Source organism: Oceanobacillus bengalensis, from assembly GCF_003628445.1.
Classification (GTDB): Bacteria; Bacillota; Bacilli; order Bacillales; family Amphibacillaceae; genus Oceanobacillus; species Oceanobacillus bengalensis.
Window position 1 is genome coordinate 101,738 of the sequence record NZ_RBZO01000007.1, and the last position, 18,356, is coordinate 120,093.

Consider the following 18,356-nt stretch of genomic DNA (forward strand, 5'->3'; position numbering starts at 1 on the left):
GCACTCTATAATTCTGTTATACTTATAATTGATAGCTAATTGATAATGAATATCATTCTTATTTAGATTGATTAAAAGGTGATAATCATTCTTAATTACATTATATTTAAAAGGTTTCAAAAACAGTTATAATGAAATATTTAATTTACAAAAAGAGCAATTATGAGTTGACTCAGCATGATAATATTTTCAATTATTATCTGAGAATAAACAAGTTATGGGGATTACAAATGAGATTATGGATGTTAATAATTGCAACTATCGTCCTGTCATTTATATCGCTATTTATAGGCGCAATTGATATCAGTTTAGGGGATTTACTAGATTTAGATTCTGATAAGACACAAATCTTCTTAATCAGTCGACTGCCTCGTTTATTGGCGATTATATTGGCGGGGGCTGGGATGAGTATTGCAGGTTTAATTATGCAAAGTTTAAGTCGAAATAAATTTGTATCCCCAACAACGGCTGGAACATTAGATGCAGCTAAATTAGGGATTATGATTTCAATGCTGTTTTTTACGAATGTAACCTATACGCAGCAAATTATTTTCAGCTTTGCATTTGCTTTAGTAGGAACATTAGTTTTCATGCAAATTTTGGACCGTATTAAATTTAAGGATGCCATTTTCGTTCCATTAATAGGAATTATGTATGGGAACATTTTGTCATCGATTACAACATTTTTTGGTTACGAAGCAGACATTCTCCAAAATATTTCATCTTGGTTAATGGGAAGCTTTACATTAATTATCGCAGGTCGCTATGAGCTGCTTTATGTAAGTATTCCAGCCATTATATTAGCTTATCTTTATGCGAACAAGTTTACGGTTGCTGGGATGGGTGAAGATTTTGCAAAAAACTTAGGTTTAAGCTATAAGTTTGTGCTTAATATCGGTCTTGTTCTAGTCGCAATCATTTCAACATCTGTCGTACTAACTGTTGGTGTTATACCGTTTTTAGGTCTTATCGTACCGAACATTGTATCGCTTTATTTGGGTGATAATTTACGTAAAATAATACCTCATACAATGGTACTTGGATCTATGTTCTTGTTAATATGTGACATCATCGGTCGTGTCATCGTCCATCCGTATGAGATACCAGTAAACGTAACAGTGGCAGTAATCGGTAGTGCAATCTTCTTAATCATGCTATTTAGGGGGAGAGCATATGCAAAAAAATAGTACAAAATTAATTTTTTTAGCAGTTTTAGCGATTATTGGTATCTTGCTTTACGCATTTTATGATATAAAAGGTGGATTTGATTACGCATTTCCAAGACGTATGGTACGTATAGGAGCAATGGTTGTAACAGGGATTGCGATTTCCTATTCGACAGTTGTGTTCCAGACAATTACACAAAACCGTATTTTAACCCCATCCGTTATGGGACTTGATTCGATGTATGAGGTAGTTCAAACACTGATTTACTTCTTTGCGGGTTCTATGTCAATTTGGGTGTTAAATCATTATTTAAACTTCGGAGCAGCGGTAATCGCAATGGTTTTATTTGCACTTATTTTATATCGTTTTCTATTCCGAACAAATAAGCATCCGATTTATTTGCTATTATTAATCGGTATGATTATAGGAACACTTCTAGGTAGTCTTGTAACGTTCCTACAAGTCTTAATTGACCCAGTAGAATATTTAAGCTTACAAACGCGCCTTTTTGCAAGTTTTACAAACGTAAAATCAGAGCTTTTATATATTTCTATCGGTATATTATTCATCGCATTTATTTACGGGTATCGTATTATGGGCAAATTAGATGTTATGTCACTTGGCCGAGAAAACGCAATGAACCTCGGTATCAACTATGACCGAATGGTAATGAATATTTTAATCTTATCATCGGTATTAATTGCTACATCCACTGCACTAATTGGTCCAATTACTTTCTTGGGACTAATCGTAGCAAACTTGGCATATCAATTCTTATCAACGTATAAGCACTCTATTTTAATTTTAGGGGCAAGTTTAATTAGTATTATTGCTTTAGTTGGTGGACAGTTTTTCGTTGAACATATTCTTGAATTACGTACGACGTTAAGTGTTATCATCAACTTTATTGGTGGAATTTACTTCATATACTTATTACTAAAAGAAAGTAGGTCTACAAGATGATTGAAATCAAAGAACTGACGAAGCGATTTGGTAAAAAGAGTGTTGTAGAAAATGTTTCAGTAACAATTGAGCCGGGAACAATTACATCTTTTATCGGGCCGAATGGTGCTGGTAAATCAACATTACTGTCAATGGTGAGTCGATTATTAGATGCAGACACAGGTGATGTATTGCTTGATCAAAATAATGTGAAAAAGTGGAAGTCGGGTGAATTTGCAAAACGTGTATCCATTTTAAAGCAATCCAACTATACAAATGTTCGTTTATCAGTACGTGAATTAATTTCATTTGGACGTTATCCTTATTCTAAAGGGCGTTTGACAGCAGAAGATGATAAGTTTGTCGATCAAGCGATTGAATATATGAATTTAGAAGATATGCAGAATGAGTTTATCGATGAATTATCTGGTGGGCAAAGACAACGGGCATTTATTGCAATGGTTATCGCACAGGATACAGATTACGTATTGCTGGACGAACCATTAAACAACTTAGACATGAAGCACTCAGTTCAAATTATGAAGATTTTACGCAAGCTAGTTGATGATTTGGGAAAAACGGTTGTTATCGTTTTACATGATATTAACTTTGCATCCGTTTATTCAGATCGTATTGTTGCTCTGAAGGATGGAAAGTTAGTAAAAAACGGCCCTACACAAGATATTATAAATTCAAAAGCACTCCGTGAAATTTATGACATGGATATCCCAGTTCAAGTGCAGAATGGATGTCGTATTTGTGTATACTTTAATTCTCATGCATAGCATATGTATATAAAAATAAAATGTAAACGTCTTATTCGAAATGTTTTTACATACTTTTGATTAAGGCGTTTTTATTGTGGAAAGCTATAATAGCGAACGTATTTTTGAAAGTAAAAATAAAGTTGTGAATTGTTAAAGTTAAGTATTGACGATTACGATTAATACAACTATAATGGGAATAGTTAATTGATAATGATTATCATTATTGATTAAAACATACATAAGGGGAGATAGTATAATGAAGAACTGGAAATTACTAAGTGTAATTTTTGCAATGCTAGTATTTATTCTTGCAGCCTGTGGTGGAACGGATGAATCAACAGATGAGTCTGCAAATGAAGAAAGCGCAACAAATGAGGAGCAAGCGGCTGAAGAATCAACAGATGAAGGGTCTAAATATCCAATGACAGTTTCACCTACTGTTTCTTCAAGTGAAAGTAGAGATGGAAGTGATTCATACACGTATGAAGATGTAACTTTTGAATCCATGCCTGAAAGAATTGTAGTTTTTGACTACGGTTTCTTGGACACGCTTGATGCACTAGGTGTTGATGGTATCGTTGGAGTTGCAAAAGAATCCACCTTGCCGGCACATCTTGAAGATTACTCAGCTGATGAATATGAAAATATAGGTACGTTAAAAGAACCATTGCTTGAAGATATTGCTGCATTAGAGCCAGATGTAATTTTTATCTCCGGCCGTCAAGCTACATTCTATGAACAATTGAAAGACATCACTCCAAATGTAGTGTTCGTAGGTGCTCAACAAGATGACTACTGGAACACATTCTTAGCTTCGGTAGATATTGCAGCTGAAATGTTTGGTAAAGAAGCTGAAGCTGAAGAATATCTTGCTAAATTCGATTCAGCTTTAGAGGAAGTAAATGCTTTAACAGCTAATTTTGAAACGAGCCTTGTTACGATGTACAACGAAGGTAAATTATCTGGGTTCTCAACAAACTCTCGTTTCGGTTACATTTATGACATATATGGTTTTAAACCAGTAACAGAAGATATTGAGGCTTCTTCTCACGGTTCCAACTTCGGTTTTGAAGCAATATTAGAATTTGATCCACAAGTGTTGATGGTGATCGATCGAACAGCTGCTACAGGCGGAGAATCAAATATAGAAGCTGACATGGAAAACGATATTATTAAAAAGACTGAAGCATATGAGAACAACCGTATCGTATATTTAGATGGTCCACTTTGGTACTTAAGTGGCGGTGGCTTACAATCTGAGCTTGCGAAGATAGAAGAAATCCTAGCTGAATTGGAATAAATTAGCTTCGATTAATTTAACTGAATAAAAGTAACGATAGGCAACTTGGTGATAGTCCAAGTTGCCTATTTACTAGTTGTTGGTATTTTAATAACATTAATTTTATAGAAATGAATAGTTTAATTAGGGGAGGATGGAAATATGCTTAAAAAAATTGCTGCAGATGCGTTAGGATTATCGGATATTGGGAAAATTATTGGACCAGCGGATTATGATAAAACAGATGCTGATGATTATGTTCGACATGAAGACAATGAAAAGATTTATTTCCTAATAAAAACCAAATCGGATGAATATTGTTTTACGAACATTGCTTTTATTCATGTTGATGGGGAAAATGCAACTTCATCCAAAAGAACATTAAAACGTTTTCCATATTCGCAATTTAAGTTTTCTAATGTGTTCTTAGAAACGGCCGGAAGAATTGATATGGATATAGAAATTAAATTTACCCTTGGAAATAATTCATATAGTATTGATGTTCACAAAGATGAAATTGAAAAGCTGAAAGATCTATATAAGGCGCTAATGTTTATAGCAGAACAAACATATGAAAATGAAGTAATCTTAAATATGGCTAATCAAAGCTTGGATAAAGCTGTTTCTGTCTTACAAAATTCAAGGACTGACCAAACGAATATTGCTGAACAGTATAAACAAATTACAGAGTTTGGTTTTTCGTGGCTAACTTCAATTAGAGAAAAATATCATGAAAAAGATTATGGAGCTATTTTCGAAAAGTATATCAATAACTAATTAGGAGTTCCTAATGGTTTCCGCTAGCTATCTCAAACATTGAAGAATAAAAATTAAAATGACTATCAAAGGTAGGTTGATAGTCATTTTTTTCTGTGGATAAAGTATATTAAGATGCGAAGACTAATTGCAAAAATTATAGGAGTGAGCATCTTGAAGAAAGTGATTTTATTCTCTACAATTTTAATAATATTTGCCACAAATAACTATTTAGTTAATGCTAAACCCCAAGAGCCAAAGGAAGCTAAACCCTATGCGGAAGACTGGTATGTTACGACAGAAGATGTTATTTGGGATATTATATATCCAGCCATTGATAAAAGGGTGGTAAAAGAGTATGGGGGAAAGGAGAAGTCTAGTTTTGGATGGGGGAAACAGAGGATTGTAAATATTGTTTATAACAACAACCATTCATATGATATTTCTATAATGGTTCAAGTTCCCGATAATAACAATAATCCATTTGAATATGCAGAAGACTTGGTTAAGGTAAGGGTATCTCCATCTTGTAATAGTCCTAAAATTAGTTGTAGTCATGCGTTTAATGTAGAAGTGATAGAATACAAACATTTAGGACAATAATTTAATGAACTCGTGCTTTAGTTGAGGAAAAAGGAACTTGGTGACTATCATATAGGAAACGAGTAAGGGAGGATACATCATGACCAAACATAAGATTTATACAATGAGTTTCGCAAGCGTCTATCCTCATTATGTTACGAAGGCGGAGAAAAAGGGACGTACGAAAATAGAAGTCGATGAAATTATCCGTTGGTTGACGGGGTATAGCCAGGAAGCGTTGGAAATGCAACTGGAAAAACAGACAGATTTTGAGACATTCTTTGCGGAAGCTCCCCAACTGAATTCTTCACGGGCTTTGATCAAAGGTGTCATCTGTGGTGTCCGTGTAGAAGACATCGAAGAACCAACGATGCAGGAAATTCGCTATTTGGATAAGCTGGTTGATGAGTTAGCAAAAGGAAAAGCAATGGGGAAGATTTTGCGGACAAAATAATTAAGTTAAGTGATATAGCATTAAAATGACGGGAATGGGGAAGGGATAATATATTCCTATTAAGTGAACGGGCCCAATTACTGCATTCTTCCCTTTTTTGATTGTTCCTTTTACTCCTATACTTGAAATGGTAATATAAAGTATGGTTGAATGAAGAAAGACGTAGGGAAAAGAGGGATATACATGAAGAAAATATTAACATTTTTAATGATATTAACACTGGCATTGTTTCTAGTAGCATGTAACGATGATGAAAATGGTACTGATGATACTGGGCAAGTTGAAATAACGAATGACGAGCGATTGGATGAAGATGAATCGGTTGTTCGTGTAAATGATACAGAAATAAAGGGGGATAAATATAATCAAATCTACACCCAAGTGAAATTAATGATGGATCAATATGGACAAGATGTTAGCGACTTAGATTTGGTAAAGGAACAATCTGTATCTATCCTTGTTGAACAAGAACTTATCAATCAGGATGCTAAGAACTTGGGAATTGAAGTGACAGATGAAGAAGCACAAATAGAGATAGATACAATGAAAGAGGAGACAGACGAAGAGCAGTTTTCTCAAGTTCTAAAGACGTATCAAATTACGGAAGATGAGTTTAAAAATCAGCTTGTTGATGATCTAGTAACTGTTAAATATATGGATCATGAGTTTGATGTTGAAGTTACCGATGAAGAAATAGAAGAATACTACAATCAATTGAAAGAACAAAACCCAGAAAGAATCGCTGAATTAGATACGGAAGAAGTTGAAGAAGAAATAAAATCTATTCTTTCAAGACAAGAGCAAAGTGAGCAGTTAGCAGAAAGAGTTGCTGAGCTTCGGGAATCTGCTGAGATTGAGATCTTGATATAAGAGAACAATAGACGAAATCAGGATGATTTCGTCTATTGTTATGTTGGATTCATTCCTTTTCTTGTCCTTCTTTCTTAATATGTCTCTTCTTTAATTCGTCTTTTATAGCTACTGTAGTTATGCCTAACATTTCCATTAAAACAAGGGTATGATAGGTTAGGTCGGCGATTTCGCTTGTCGTTTCCTGCTTATCATTGTTTTTTGCCCCAATGATAACTTCGCTTGTTTCTTCACCAACTTTTTTAAGTACCTTATCAATGCCTTTTTCAAATAAGTATGCAGTATAAGATCCTTCTACTGGGTCTTCGTGGCGCTCTTTAATCTTCGTCACAACCTGTGGAATAATATCATGTGATGGTACTTCATTTGTGTAAAGGTCATTATGAAAACACGTTGCTGCACCAGTGTGACATGCTGGCCCAAGTGCCTTTACTTGTACTAAAAGAGCATCTGAATCACAGTCATATGTTATTGTTTGCACCTGTTGTTTGTTACCTGATGTCTCCCCCTTATTCCAAAGTGCTTGTCTACTTCTTGAGAAAAACCATGTTTCATTGGTATCTAATGTTTTCTGTAAAGATTCCTCGTTCATGTAGGCTAATGTAAGGACCTTCCCAGTTTCAGCATCCTGAATAATGGCAGGTATAAGCCCTTTTTCGTCAAATTTTAATTCTGGTATGTTTACCTTCATTACATTTCCCTCCTGATAATGATGTCTTCGGCAGCTAGATATGCTTTTAAAGTGGGAATTGGAATTTCCTCATAGTGAAATACCGACGCGGCTAAGGCAGCATCAGCATTTGCTTCTTTTAGAACCTGACTGAAATGCTCTAATTTCCCTGCACCACCACTTGCAACGATTGGAATATTAACTGCACCTGCAATTGCCCTTGTAAGTGTCATATTATATCCATTCTTTTCTCCGTCTGTGTCAATGGCATTAATAACAATTTCACCTGCACCAAGCTGTTCACCGTATTTTGCCCATTCAATTGCGTCAATGCCTGTATTTTTACGACCACCATTGATAAAAACTTCCCATTTTCCTTGGGATGTTTCCTTCGCATCGATGGATAAAACAATGCATTGGTTTCCAAATTTTGCAGCTGCTTGTTTAATTAGGGATGGATTTGTGACTGCTGCACTGTTAATCGAAACTTTCTCAGCACCAGAGCGAAGGACACGATTAATGTCGTCTATGCTACGAATTCCTCCACCAACAGAAAAGGGGATAGAGATTTCTCTCGCCACTTTTTCAACAACATCTAGGAAAATATTCCGCTCCTCATTGGAAGCAGTAATGTCATAGAAAACGAGTTCATCTGCACCAGCGTCATTGTACCGTTTTGCCAGTTCAACTGGGTCGGCTACATCTGCAATATTTTGGAATTTTTTCCCTTTTACAACGCGGCCTTTATCTACATCAAGGCAAGGAATAATTCGTTTAGCCAGCATTATTATCGTCCTCCAATAACGCTTCAAATTTAAATGTACCGTCATAAAGTGCTTTTCCGATGATCGCACCATAGAGGTTCAATGTTTCTAGCTTATGAATATCTTCTATTGAAGAGACACCACCAGATGCAATGACATTCATCGTTGTTGCTTCGTTAATTGTTTTTAGTTCTTCAAAATTTGGCCCTTTTAACATGCCATCTTTTAAAATGTCGGTATAAACGATGGTTTTTACGCCGATGGATTCTAACTCTTTTACAAGGTCAATCGCCATTACCGTACTATCTTTTGTCCAGCCGTCTGTTGCAACATAACCATTTCTTGCATCGATGGATACTGCAATTTTTTCACCATACTTACTGACAGCTTCTGTTAGGAATGCTTTATCTTTAATCGCAGCTGTACCGATAATTACACGTTCTACACCAGCAGAAATATAGTTTTCAATGATAGGTAAAGAACGAATCCCGCCGCCAACTTGAACAGGAATCTTAGTTTTTCTTGCAATCTCCCTGATTTGGTCTTGATTAATTGATTCTCCTGATTTTGCACCATCGAGGTCGACGATATGTATATAAGATGCACCTTTTTCTTGCCACTCGGATGCAACTTCAGTTGGTGCGTCATTATATATTTTTTCTTTATTGTAATCACCCTGTGTAAGGCGAACACATTTGCCACCTCTTATGTCAATTGCTGGGAAAAGAATCATGATATCATCTCCAAATAATTAGTTAATAGTTGTAGGCCAACTGTTCCGCTTTTTTCTGGATGAAATTGCATACCTACAACATTGTCCTTTTGTACAATTGCAGGAACCGTTCCACCATACTCAGCACTTGCGACGAGTGTTTCCTTTTCGTATACTCCACCAACTGCATAGGAATGGACAAAGTAAACGAAAGCATCATCTATTATGTTATGAAAAAGGGTACTATCAGCATGCTTTGTTAGTGTGTTCCAGCCCATATGTGGAACTTTAACATTGTCTGGAATGGGATTAACGGACCCTTTTAAGAGGCCAAGGCCTTGCCACTCGCCGTCTTCAAAGCTTTTCTCGTAAAAGAGTTGCATACCTAAACAGATGCCGAGAATTGGCTTTCCAGCAGCCGCCACTTGCATAATTACCTCAACCATACCTAATTCGTTCAATGACTTCATTGCATCTTTAAAGGCTCCAACACCAGGTACGATAATGGATGATGCCTCTTTAATGGTTTGTGGATCCTTTGTTAAGACGGACTTAACATTTAGCTTGTCTAGTGCAAATTGCAAGCTTTTAATATTACCTGCATCATAATCGATGATTGCAATCATAAGCTTTTCTCCTTTGAAAATATCTATTGATATAAAGCTTTTTTGTGATTAGTATTGCTATTTAATCACACAGTTGATGTAAAATGCGAAGTAATAAAGATTATTTTATTGCTCTCGCATCCACTCGTGATTGTATGTGCTATCTTTCGCTCCGACAGAATACTTCGCTTTCCACGGGCACGGCCTCAGCCCCCTCAGAAGCAAAGAACGCTTCTTCCTGGTCTTCGGACACGTGCTTTTCCCGTAGGAGTCTACGTATTCTGTCTCCGCTATTACTGGTTTTCTGATTATCGAGAAGTTAGAACTCAGAAATCAACGTTTCGTAGTACCTTCTCACTTAAACAGGATTGAAATTCAACAAATACTAGTGTCTTTCCGGAACGGTATGTTTAAGCAAAACCCTTCACTTACCTCGCATTTTATATCTTTTGTGAAAAACTCAATCCTCTATAAATAGCCATCTACAACGAACCTTTTGTCGATGGTACGCCTTTTACCCGTGGGTTTATTAAGCTGGCTTGGTCGAGGGCACGTCCAAAGCCTTTGAAAATAGATTCGATAATGTGGTGCGAGTTTTTCCCATATGCTAGATTTATATGAAGATTAACCTTTGCATTGCTAACAAACGCAATAAAAAACTCCTCAACAAGCTCTGTATCAAAATTACCAACTTTATCTTTTAATCCTTCTACATGATACACAAGGTAAGAGCGACCACTGATATCAATGGAAGTAGTTGATAAGGATTCATCCATTGGTGTTGTTATGGTAGCATATCTTGTAATGCCTTCTTTATTCCCTAATGCTTCATGAAAGGCTTGCCCTAGTGCAATACCAATATCTTCAACGGAATGATGTTGGTCAACCTCTAAATCACCATCACATGTTACATTGAGATCGAATAAACCGTGCTTTGTCATTAATGTAAGCATATGGTCTAGAAAGCCAATACCAGTTTGAATGGAAGAAGTTCCAGTTCCATCAATCGATAGCTCTAGTGTAATTGCTGTTTCATTTGTTTTTCTATTTATTTTCGCATGACGCATGTGGATAATCCTTTCTGATTTTTATCGAATTTGCATGTGCAGTTAATCCCTCTGTACGAGCAATTTTCGTAATTTGATCTGTTGCAAGAAGCAATGCATCTTGTGAATAGCGGATAATACTTGATCTTTTTACAAAATCATATACACCAAGTGGTGATGCAAATCTAGCTGTTCCATTTGTTGGAAGGGTGTGATTTGGACCTGCAAAATAATCACCTAAAGGTTCAGGAGAATAATTTCCGAGAAAGATGGCACCTGCATGTTTTACACTCGATATATAATCAGTTGGGTTTTGGATCATTAATTGTAAATGTTCGGGTGCGATTTCATTCACGATATCAAATGCATCCAATAAGTTGTTAGCGATAATTATGCTTCCGTTCTGCTCAAGGGACTTTTTAATAATATCTTTTCTTTCAAGCTTCTCCATTTGTCTTTCGATTTCGTTTTTGATGTTTTTGGCAATTTCCTTCGTTGTTGTCACACAAATTGCACTAGCTGATTCATCATGCTCTGCTTGTGAAAGGAGGTCAGCAGCAACATAGCTTGGTGGTGCAGTTTCATCCGCAACAACACAAATTTCACTTGGACCAGCAATCATATCAATCGCAACATCTCCATACACCCATTTCTTCGCACGAGCTACAAATGCATTACCAGGACCGACAATTTTATCTACTTTCTTAATTGTTTCTGTGCCATATGCTAATGCTGCAATTGCCTGAGCCCCACCAACTTTATATATCGTGTCCACTCCAACTTCCTCAGCAGCAACTAGGACATATGGATTAATCTTTCCATTCGATTGAGGGGGGGTGGTAATAACAATTTTATTTACACCCGCGACTCTAGCTGGAATAACATCCATTAACACAGATGATGGATATGCAGCTTTTCCACCAGGTATGTAGACACCGACTTTCTCTAAGGGGGTTACTTTTTGTCCTAAAAGAACCCCATTTTCCTTTTCCATGAACCAGGATTGTTCCTTTTGAGCTAGATGAAATTCCTTAATATTCTCCGTTGCCTGTGTTAATGCAGTAATAAAATCTTCTTCAACAAGCTCTCTTGCTTCTCTAAATTCAGCTTCTGACACGAGCAGGTTGGTTAACTTTACATCGTCAAATTGCTCGGTATATTGCATTAACGCGGCATCCTTTTCTTTTCTTACATGCTTTATGACTTCTAATACGGTACTGTCGAGTTTTATATCGTTTGATTCGGAAGGGGATGAATCTTTGGTTTCATTTATAAACTCACCTGATGTAAGAATTCTCATCAACTATCACTCCATTACTGACTTTAATTGGTTAATAAATTGCCCTACTTCTTCAGACTTGGTTGCAAAACTTGCCTTGTTTACAATCAACCTGGTACTAATTAAGTCCATATCTTCTATAACAATCAAGCCATTCTCTTTTAATGTACTACCAGTTTCAACGATATCAACTATATAATCAGCTAGACCAATGATTGGAGCGAGTTCAACTGAACCATTCAATTTTACAGTTTCTATCGGTTGACCTTTTTTCTTGAAGTGTTTTTTTGCTACATTTGGATATTTTGTAGCAATTGTAAGCTTTTGCGTATCACTAAAATTGTGATCAGGCTTACCGGCTACAGCAAATTTACATTGTCCAATTTTTAAATCGAGTAATTCATACACATCTGCTTGGGACTCTAATATATTGTCTCTTCCGACAATTCCAATGTCAGCAGCACCCTTCTCTACATAGGTAGGTACATCTAATGCTTTAACAAAGATAAGTTTGATTGTTTTATTCGCGTTATAGAATACTAGTTTTCTAGTATCTTCATGTAAATCGGTAAAATATTCACCTGTTGTCTCCAATAGTTTAATCGTGCTGTTGGCGGGTCTTCCTTTTGCTAATGCTAATGTAATATGTTCCAACTAAACGTCCTCCTTCCGTATGATTGAAAAGAGTTCAGCAGAATGTTTAAACTCCTGCTTTTTATTCTGTATTAGTATTGAATGTTGGACATTTGAAAATTGAACACGGAATGTAGATGTTACCGTGTTTAACTTTTCTTCCGCCCGATCAATTAGTACTTGATAACCCGTGTCTCTTAATTCATAAGCAGCAAGTAGTGCTTCTTTTTGCTTTTCTTTGTCATAAATAATTGTTACATCAACGAATGTATCTTGTTTATCGGTTGATCCTTCTTGATTCAAAGCATGAATTAGGTAATCGACTTCAAATGCAAAGCCGATTGCTGGAGTTGGTTTCCCAAATTGCTCTCCAAGGCGATCGTATCGCCCACCCATTAGTACTGGTTTACCAATGGTATCTACAAATCCTTGAAAAATAATCCCAGAGTAATAATTCATATTATTGATTAATCCAAGATTATACAATACTGCATGGTCCACATTACAATCTTGAAGAATGTCATACACATCTATAAGATTTTGTAAGATTTTTTGCATAGAATCATTTAATATAATTGATTTAGCCTGTTCAATTACCTGTCTAGGATTACCGTACATCATTGGAATTGTTTCGATAGCTTTCTTAATGTTTTCTTCAATCGACAAACTGGATAAAAAAGGTTCAATTTCAGCTAGATTCTTCGATTGGATAAGGGATTGTAATATTTCAATTTCATGATTGTTTAGGTTTGTCAGCTCGAGAAGTTCTTTGAAAAACCCAGCATGGCCAATCTCAATTTTAAAATTATTAAAATCCAGATCTTTTAATGTGTGGGTAGCCATCATAATAACTTCCGAATCAATTTCTGGTGAGTTTTCTCCAAAACATTCAATTCCAGCCTGTGTACTTTCCTTTTGGTCAATTTGTTCGGTAGATTGTCTGAATACGTCTAATACGTAAAATAATCTTTGATTTTTACTTGAGATAGCTTTGTTTAAGGCTGTCGTTCTCGTTAAAGGAATCGTTACATCAGGCCGGAGTACTAATACTTTTCCATATGAATCAATCACTTTAATCATTTCATCCTTATTTATCGTGCCTATAATGTTTGAATACATATCATAGGACTCGAATGCCTGAGTTCTGACCTGTTTATAACCATACGTATGAAACCGATTTTTTAACACCTGAATGACCTGATCTCGAACAAGGAAGTCTTGTGCGTTCGTGTTTTTGTTATTATCCATCACATATCTTTGCATATTCTAAAAAGCTCCTTTATATGACTTAAAGAAATTATACCTCTATATATGTTATAAATGTAAGAATATTAATCTTATTCGATATAATTTATTTAGAATAAATATTGCATAATAACTTTATTACTCTATTGCTTTATCTAATTAAAGTTATGTAGTATTATAAATTCTATAGGGGAAAAAGTCAATGACTAAAGGAGCGTTCTATATGTTTGATTATCATATCCATAGTGATTTTTCAGCCGATTGTGAGACAAAGATGGAGACAACCATCGAAAAGGCAATTGAAATAGGTTTGGAGGAGATATGTTTTACGGAACATATTGATTACGAATATCCTGACAAAGATTGGATTTTTGAATTTGATTTAAATGCATATACTAAAAAGGTAAAAGAAATGCAGGAAAAATATAAGGGAAACATTCGCATAAAAAAAGGTGTGGAAATAGGTGTCCAATCCTATTTATTGGAGCGGTATGAAACATTAGTGAATCGTGAGACTTTTGATTTTATTATTTGTTCGATGCATTCCACTGAAAAAAAAGATCTTCATTCAGGAGCATTCTTTAGAGGAAAAAGCGCAAAAGAGGCGTATCAAACTTATTACGAAGAGTTACTTGATTGTGTAAAACGTTTTAAGGGTTTCCACGTTTTAGGGCATATTGATTTAGTAAAACGTTATTTGAAAGAAGATAGTAACCATCACTTTCATGATATAATTCGGGAGATTTTCAATGAGATTATTCCAGCTGGTAAAGGCATTGAATTGAATACGTCAGGTTACAGATATGGATTGGAAAAAGGAATGCCAAGCCCAGATATATTACGATTATATAAAGAATGTGGTGGAGAAGTATTAACGCTCGGATCTGATTCACATGTTGAAACAACTCTGGCATATCGATTTAAGGAATCTCTTGAGCTTCTCAGGTCCATAGGATTTAAATATGTAACTACTTTTGATAAAGGTAATGCTGTGTTCCATTCGATTGACAAGGTCTAAGTGGTAGCGGCAAAAAATTCAAAAAACGTTCCAATCCTATCGGGAAGATAACCTGCATCGATGTGTTATAATAGGGAGAATAAAACTTTCTATTTCAGTAGGTGTTTTAACATGATGTCTATAAAAAAATTATTCTTAATAATCGTTGGGTCTCTTTCTTTAGGACTTGGTGTGCTAGGAATCTTTCTTCCATTATTACCAACCACGCCATTACTGTTGCTTTCGGCTGCTTGCTATATCCGTAGCTCAGACAGGTTGTACCAATGGTTAATTACGAATAAGCGGTTTGGAGCCTATATTTTAAATTATCGCGAGGGGAACGGAATACCTCTTAAAGCGAAAGTTATAGGTGTTTGCACATTGTGGATTTCGATGCTGTTTACCGTAATCTTTGTTATTCCTTTGATGGTAATTAAAATTCTGCTCTTGCTTATTGCTTCATACTTTACTTGGTTTATTCTGAAACAAAAAACATTACACAAAAATGTAGTAGAGAGGGAAAGTTATTGAAGAAGAAAAAACACATTATTATGGTTTTCCTTTTCGTGATTGCATTTTTAGTCATCGTTAATATTCCCAATAAAACAAAGTCGGAAGATAATTCTGGAATTCCGACCGTCTTTGTCCATGGTTACAAGGGAACTGCGAATTCCTTTGGTACAATGCTAGAACGGTTTACAGAAAATGGATGGGGAAAGAAAAAATTGATGTATTATGTTTCTTCAAATGGAAAAGTACATGATTACTATAGTAAGGGAGACACTTCTAATCCATTTATTCAAATTATTTTACAAAATAACCGTGCAAGTTTTGCTGATAGTACCGAATGGTTAGCAACTGCTCTTCGCCACCTGAAAAAGAATTATGGTGTTGATACGGTTAACCTTGTTGGGCACTCAATGGGTGGAATTATTTCGACGAAGTACACGATTGAATATAATGATTCTGCATACCCTAATGTAAACAAATTAATTGTAATTGGTAGCCCATTTGATGGCATTTATAGTGAAGAGTATTTTCAAGTTCACCACGACCCAGCTGCAACTGATTTGAAGCCTAAATCGCTTGCATTAAGGTTATTTAAAGAAAGCAGATTTCCTAATCACATTTCTGTGTTAAGTATTGGAAGTACAGGGGATGCAATTGCTTTTCCTGATAGTGTGAATGCGGTAAATAAAGTAATTCCAGCAAGACAGCTGAAGAAAATAATGATTGAAAATGAAGGTTTAGGACATAGTACTCTGCATGAGAGTGTTGATGTTGATAGCATGATTCATTCTTTTTTGTGGCAAGATGGAACCCAATAACCTACAATAGAAGAGGTAGTATATTAAAAAAATCACCTTTAATGATTGGTGATTTTTTACTTGTTTAAAAACATATAAATAGAAGAACGTTTGATGGAATAAAAGAAAAGGAATGATTTCCAGTGGCAGTAAATCATGAGATTTATGATAAATTAGCAAAAATTGTATCAGTTGAAAATGTGATGGTAGATGAACCTTTAAAGAAACATACCTATACCCAATTAGGTGGGAATGCTGATTATTATGTGACACCAGAAACTTATGAACAAGTCAGGCAAATTGTTCAATTAGCTAACAAGGAAAGCGTCCCTTTTACCCTACTTGGAAATGGTTCTAACTTAATTGTTAAAGATGGTGGGATCAGAGGGATTGTTTTAAACTTACAGAAACTGGATGCAATAAAAACGGATGAAAACCTTGTCGTTGCAGGAAGTGGTGCTCGAATTATCGATGTTTCAAGGGAGGCATTAAAGGAGCATTTATCTGGATTGGAGTTTGCCTGTGGGATACCAGGATCTGTTGGTGGTGCATTGTATATGAATGCAGGTGCTTATGGTGGAGAAGTGAAAGATGTGCTAACAAGTGCTGTTGTCGTAACACGTGATGGCGAACTTCTAACATTAGCAGCAGATGAACTTGATTTAGCGTATCGGAAGAGTAATATTCCTGATAATGGATACATTGTGCTTGAGGCAGAGTTTTCCTTGAAAAATGGGAAATATGATGAAATAAAAGCACTAATGGATGATCTAACGCATCGACGAGAATCTAAACAACCACTTGAATATCCGTCATGTGGTAGTGTATTCAAGCGTCCACCAGGTTATTTTGCTGGAAAGCTAATTCAGGACAGTGACTTACAAGGAAAGCAGATTGGTGGGGCGCAAGTTTCTCTTAAGCATGCAGGGTTTATTGTTAACATTGACGATGCAACAGCAGAGGAGTACATTTCTCTTATTCGTTTCGTGCAGAAGACGGTCAAAGAAAAATTTGGCGTGAAATTAGAAAGAGAAGTACGAATTATTGGTGAGGATTTGGAATAGAACAGAATGACTGCGACTTCTAAACCTGAGGTTGCAGTTTTTTTGTATCAAGTTACAAATTCTAATTTTGAGCTCGGTTTTTATCTAGAGAGCGCTTATCAAGTTACAAATTCTGATTTTGAGCTGCGTTTTCATCTAGAGAATGCTTATCAAGTTACAAATTCTGATTTTGAGCTCCATTTTCATCTAGAGAGCGCTTATCAAGTTACAAATTCTGATTTTGAGCTCTGTTTTTATCTAGAGAACGCTTATCAAGTTACAAATTCTGTTTTCGTACTCTGTTTTCATCTTGAAAAGCCTTTATCAAGTTGCGTTCTCTTCCACGAGGACTCCATTCCTGAATGTAAGCCAAAATACCTTTTCTGCGTGTAATCTTACTGCACATATTACATCATCTGTGAAGCCAAAAAAACAGTACTCCTAAAGGAGCACTGTCAAAATCTCTAAACACTTCTAAACCGACGTAGGAATGTTTGTAGACGTTCATTCTCCGAGTGTTCAATCACATCACTTGCTGTACCTTGTTCTGCGATAACACCTTCATCAAGGAAGAGGACTTTATCCGCGATATCTAAGGCAAAGTCCATTTCATGCGTAACAAGTACCATCGCCATATCATCGTTCTTTGCGATATCCCTGATAACTTCAAGTACTTCACCAACTAATTCAGGGTCAAGTGCAGAGGTTACCTCATCAAACAACATAATCTTCGGACGCATTACCAGTGCTCGTGCCATCGCTACACGTTGTTTCTGTCCACCTGAAAGCTGGCTCGGGTAGTTATTCAATTTATCACCAAGACCAACGCGCTCTAGCATCTGAATGGAACGTTCACGTACTTCATTTTTATCTTCTTTCTTAACATTTACCGGTGCTGTCATACAATTATCTAAGATCGACATATGTGGAAATAGATTAAAATGTTGGAAGACCATTCCAATATCTCCGCGAATATTTCTCAAATGTTTTTCATTTGCTCTTACTTGCTTGCCTTTCTTTGACATTTTCCAAAGATTATTTCCTTCAACAAGGATGTCGCCAGAAGTAGGCTCTTCTAATGTCATCAACATGCGAATAATCGTCGTTTTACCAGAGCCACTTGGTCCAATTACTGCAACTTTTTCTCCAGGTTTAATATCTAAGTCAATTCCTTTTAGGACCTTAACATCGCCAAATGATTTATGGACGTCAATAAATTGTACGATGGGTTCCTTTAT

General features: G+C 35.9%; 21 protein-coding genes. 12 read left to right on the forward strand and 9 right to left on the reverse strand.

The features are described 5' to 3' along the window. Positions 1-230: 230 nt before the first annotated feature. The 8 genes from D8M05_RS06375 (at position 231) to D8M05_RS06410 (ending at position 6,817) form a co-directional block, all read left to right on the forward strand. A complete protein-coding gene (locus tag D8M05_RS06375) occupies positions 231-1,187 on the forward strand; it encodes an ABC transporter permease (RefSeq protein ID WP_121129798.1) in 957 nt (318 codons plus the stop codon). Then, positions 1,174-2,130 carry an iron chelate uptake ABC transporter family permease subunit gene (locus tag D8M05_RS06380; RefSeq protein WP_121129800.1) on the forward strand — a complete coding sequence of 319 codons (957 nt, stop codon included), beginning with the start codon at positions 1,174-1,176 and terminating at the stop codon, positions 2,128-2,130. The genes D8M05_RS06375 and D8M05_RS06380 overlap by 14 nt, the downstream gene beginning before the upstream one ends. Continuing rightward, entirely contained in the window at positions 2,127-2,894 is a 768-nt protein-coding gene (locus D8M05_RS06385) for an iron ABC transporter ATP-binding protein (protein WP_121129802.1), read from the forward strand. The genes D8M05_RS06380 and D8M05_RS06385 overlap by 4 nt, the downstream gene beginning before the upstream one ends. A 238-nt stretch (positions 2,895-3,132) precedes the next feature. Beyond that, positions 3,133-4,176 carry a siderophore ABC transporter substrate-binding protein gene (locus D8M05_RS06390; protein ID WP_121129804.1) on the forward strand — a complete coding sequence of 348 codons (1,044 nt, stop codon included), beginning with the start codon at positions 3,133-3,135 and terminating at the stop codon, positions 4,174-4,176. A 141-nt stretch (positions 4,177-4,317) separates the two neighbouring features. Continuing rightward, positions 4,318-4,932: a PH domain-containing protein gene (locus D8M05_RS06395; protein WP_121129806.1), complete on the forward strand. Its 615-nt coding sequence runs from the start codon at positions 4,318-4,320 to the stop codon at positions 4,930-4,932. 162 nt (positions 4,933-5,094) lie between these two features. Then, complete coding sequence (locus D8M05_RS06400; protein WP_121129875.1) at positions 5,095-5,514, forward strand: hypothetical protein; 420 nt, start codon at positions 5,095-5,097, stop codon at positions 5,512-5,514. A 79-nt stretch (positions 5,515-5,593) separates the two neighbouring features. Next, positions 5,594-5,947 (forward strand): DUF2200 domain-containing protein, encoded by a 354-nt coding sequence (locus tag D8M05_RS06405; protein ID WP_121129808.1) that lies wholly within the window; start codon positions 5,594-5,596, stop codon positions 5,945-5,947. A gap of 183 nt (positions 5,948-6,130) precedes the next feature. Continuing rightward, complete coding sequence (locus D8M05_RS06410; protein WP_121129810.1) at positions 6,131-6,817, forward strand: SurA N-terminal domain-containing protein; 687 nt, start codon at positions 6,131-6,133, stop codon at positions 6,815-6,817. Positions 6,818-6,866: 49 nt separating this feature from the next. Here D8M05_RS06410 and hisIE read toward each other — a convergent pair whose 3' ends face one another. The 8 genes from hisIE to hisZ form a co-directional block, all read right to left on the reverse strand. Further along, a complete protein-coding gene (gene hisIE, locus D8M05_RS06415) occupies positions 6,867-7,508 on the reverse strand; it encodes a bifunctional phosphoribosyl-AMP cyclohydrolase/phosphoribosyl-ATP diphosphatase HisIE (protein WP_121129812.1) in 642 nt (213 codons plus the stop codon). Then, positions 7,508-8,272: an imidazole glycerol phosphate synthase subunit HisF gene (gene hisF, locus D8M05_RS06420; protein ID WP_121129814.1), complete on the reverse strand. Its 765-nt coding sequence runs from the start codon at positions 8,270-8,272 to the stop codon at positions 7,508-7,510. The genes hisIE and hisF overlap by 1 nt, the downstream gene beginning before the upstream one ends. Further along, the gene (gene hisA / locus D8M05_RS06425; protein ID WP_121129816.1) at positions 8,262-8,984 is read right to left on the reverse strand and encodes a 1-(5-phosphoribosyl)-5-[(5-phosphoribosylamino)methylideneamino]imidazole-4-carboxamide isomerase; all 723 of its coding nucleotides are present in this window, start codon (positions 8,982-8,984) and stop codon (positions 8,262-8,264) included. The genes hisF and hisA overlap by 11 nt, the downstream gene beginning before the upstream one ends. Next, positions 8,981-9,589 (reverse strand): imidazole glycerol phosphate synthase subunit HisH, encoded by a 609-nt coding sequence (hisH, locus tag D8M05_RS06430; protein WP_121129818.1) that lies wholly within the window; start codon positions 9,587-9,589, stop codon positions 8,981-8,983. The genes hisA and hisH overlap by 4 nt, the downstream gene beginning before the upstream one ends. A gap of 461 nt (positions 9,590-10,050) precedes the next feature. Further along, entirely contained in the window at positions 10,051-10,635 is a 585-nt protein-coding gene (hisB, locus tag D8M05_RS06435; RefSeq protein ID WP_121129820.1) for an imidazoleglycerol-phosphate dehydratase HisB, read from the reverse strand. Continuing rightward, complete coding sequence (hisD, locus tag D8M05_RS06440) at positions 10,613-11,914, reverse strand: histidinol dehydrogenase (protein WP_121129822.1); 1,302 nt, start codon at positions 11,912-11,914, stop codon at positions 10,613-10,615. Before hisD ends, hisB begins: the two co-directional genes overlap by 23 nt. A 6-nt stretch (positions 11,915-11,920) precedes the next feature. Next, positions 11,921-12,547: an ATP phosphoribosyltransferase gene (gene hisG, locus D8M05_RS06445; protein ID WP_121129824.1), complete on the reverse strand. Its 627-nt coding sequence runs from the start codon at positions 12,545-12,547 to the stop codon at positions 11,921-11,923. Next, positions 12,548-13,789, reverse strand: a complete 1,242-nt coding sequence (hisZ, locus tag D8M05_RS06450; protein ID WP_121129825.1) for an ATP phosphoribosyltransferase regulatory subunit — start codon at positions 13,787-13,789, stop codon at positions 12,548-12,550. Between the two features lie 184 nt (positions 13,790-13,973). Here hisZ and D8M05_RS06455 point away from each other — a divergent pair, with 184 nt between their 5' ends. The 4 genes from D8M05_RS06455 to murB all read left to right on the forward strand — a co-directional run bounded on the left by D8M05_RS06455 (position 13,974) and on the right by murB (position 17,139). Further along, on the forward strand, positions 13,974-14,789 hold the full coding sequence (locus tag D8M05_RS06455; protein WP_342772244.1) for a histidinol-phosphatase HisJ family protein: 816 nt from the start codon (positions 13,974-13,976) through the stop codon (positions 14,787-14,789). Positions 14,790-14,900: 111 nt separating this feature from the next. Beyond that, positions 14,901-15,299 carry a YbaN family protein gene (locus D8M05_RS06460; RefSeq protein WP_121129827.1) on the forward strand — a complete coding sequence of 133 codons (399 nt, stop codon included), beginning with the start codon at positions 14,901-14,903 and terminating at the stop codon, positions 15,297-15,299. Beyond that, complete coding sequence (locus D8M05_RS06465) at positions 15,296-16,096, forward strand: alpha/beta fold hydrolase (RefSeq protein WP_245985223.1); 801 nt, start codon at positions 15,296-15,298, stop codon at positions 16,094-16,096. Before D8M05_RS06460 ends, D8M05_RS06465 begins: the two co-directional genes overlap by 4 nt. Before the next feature lie 182 nt (positions 16,097-16,278). Further along, positions 16,279-17,139, forward strand: a complete 861-nt coding sequence (murB, locus tag D8M05_RS06470; protein ID WP_183072726.1) for a UDP-N-acetylmuramate dehydrogenase — start codon at positions 16,279-16,281, stop codon at positions 17,137-17,139. Between the two features lie 443 nt (positions 17,140-17,582). Here murB and ehuA read toward each other — a convergent pair whose 3' ends face one another. Beyond that, a complete protein-coding gene (gene ehuA / locus D8M05_RS06480; protein WP_121129881.1) occupies positions 17,583-18,356 on the reverse strand; it encodes an ectoine/hydroxyectoine ABC transporter ATP-binding protein EhuA in 774 nt (257 codons plus the stop codon).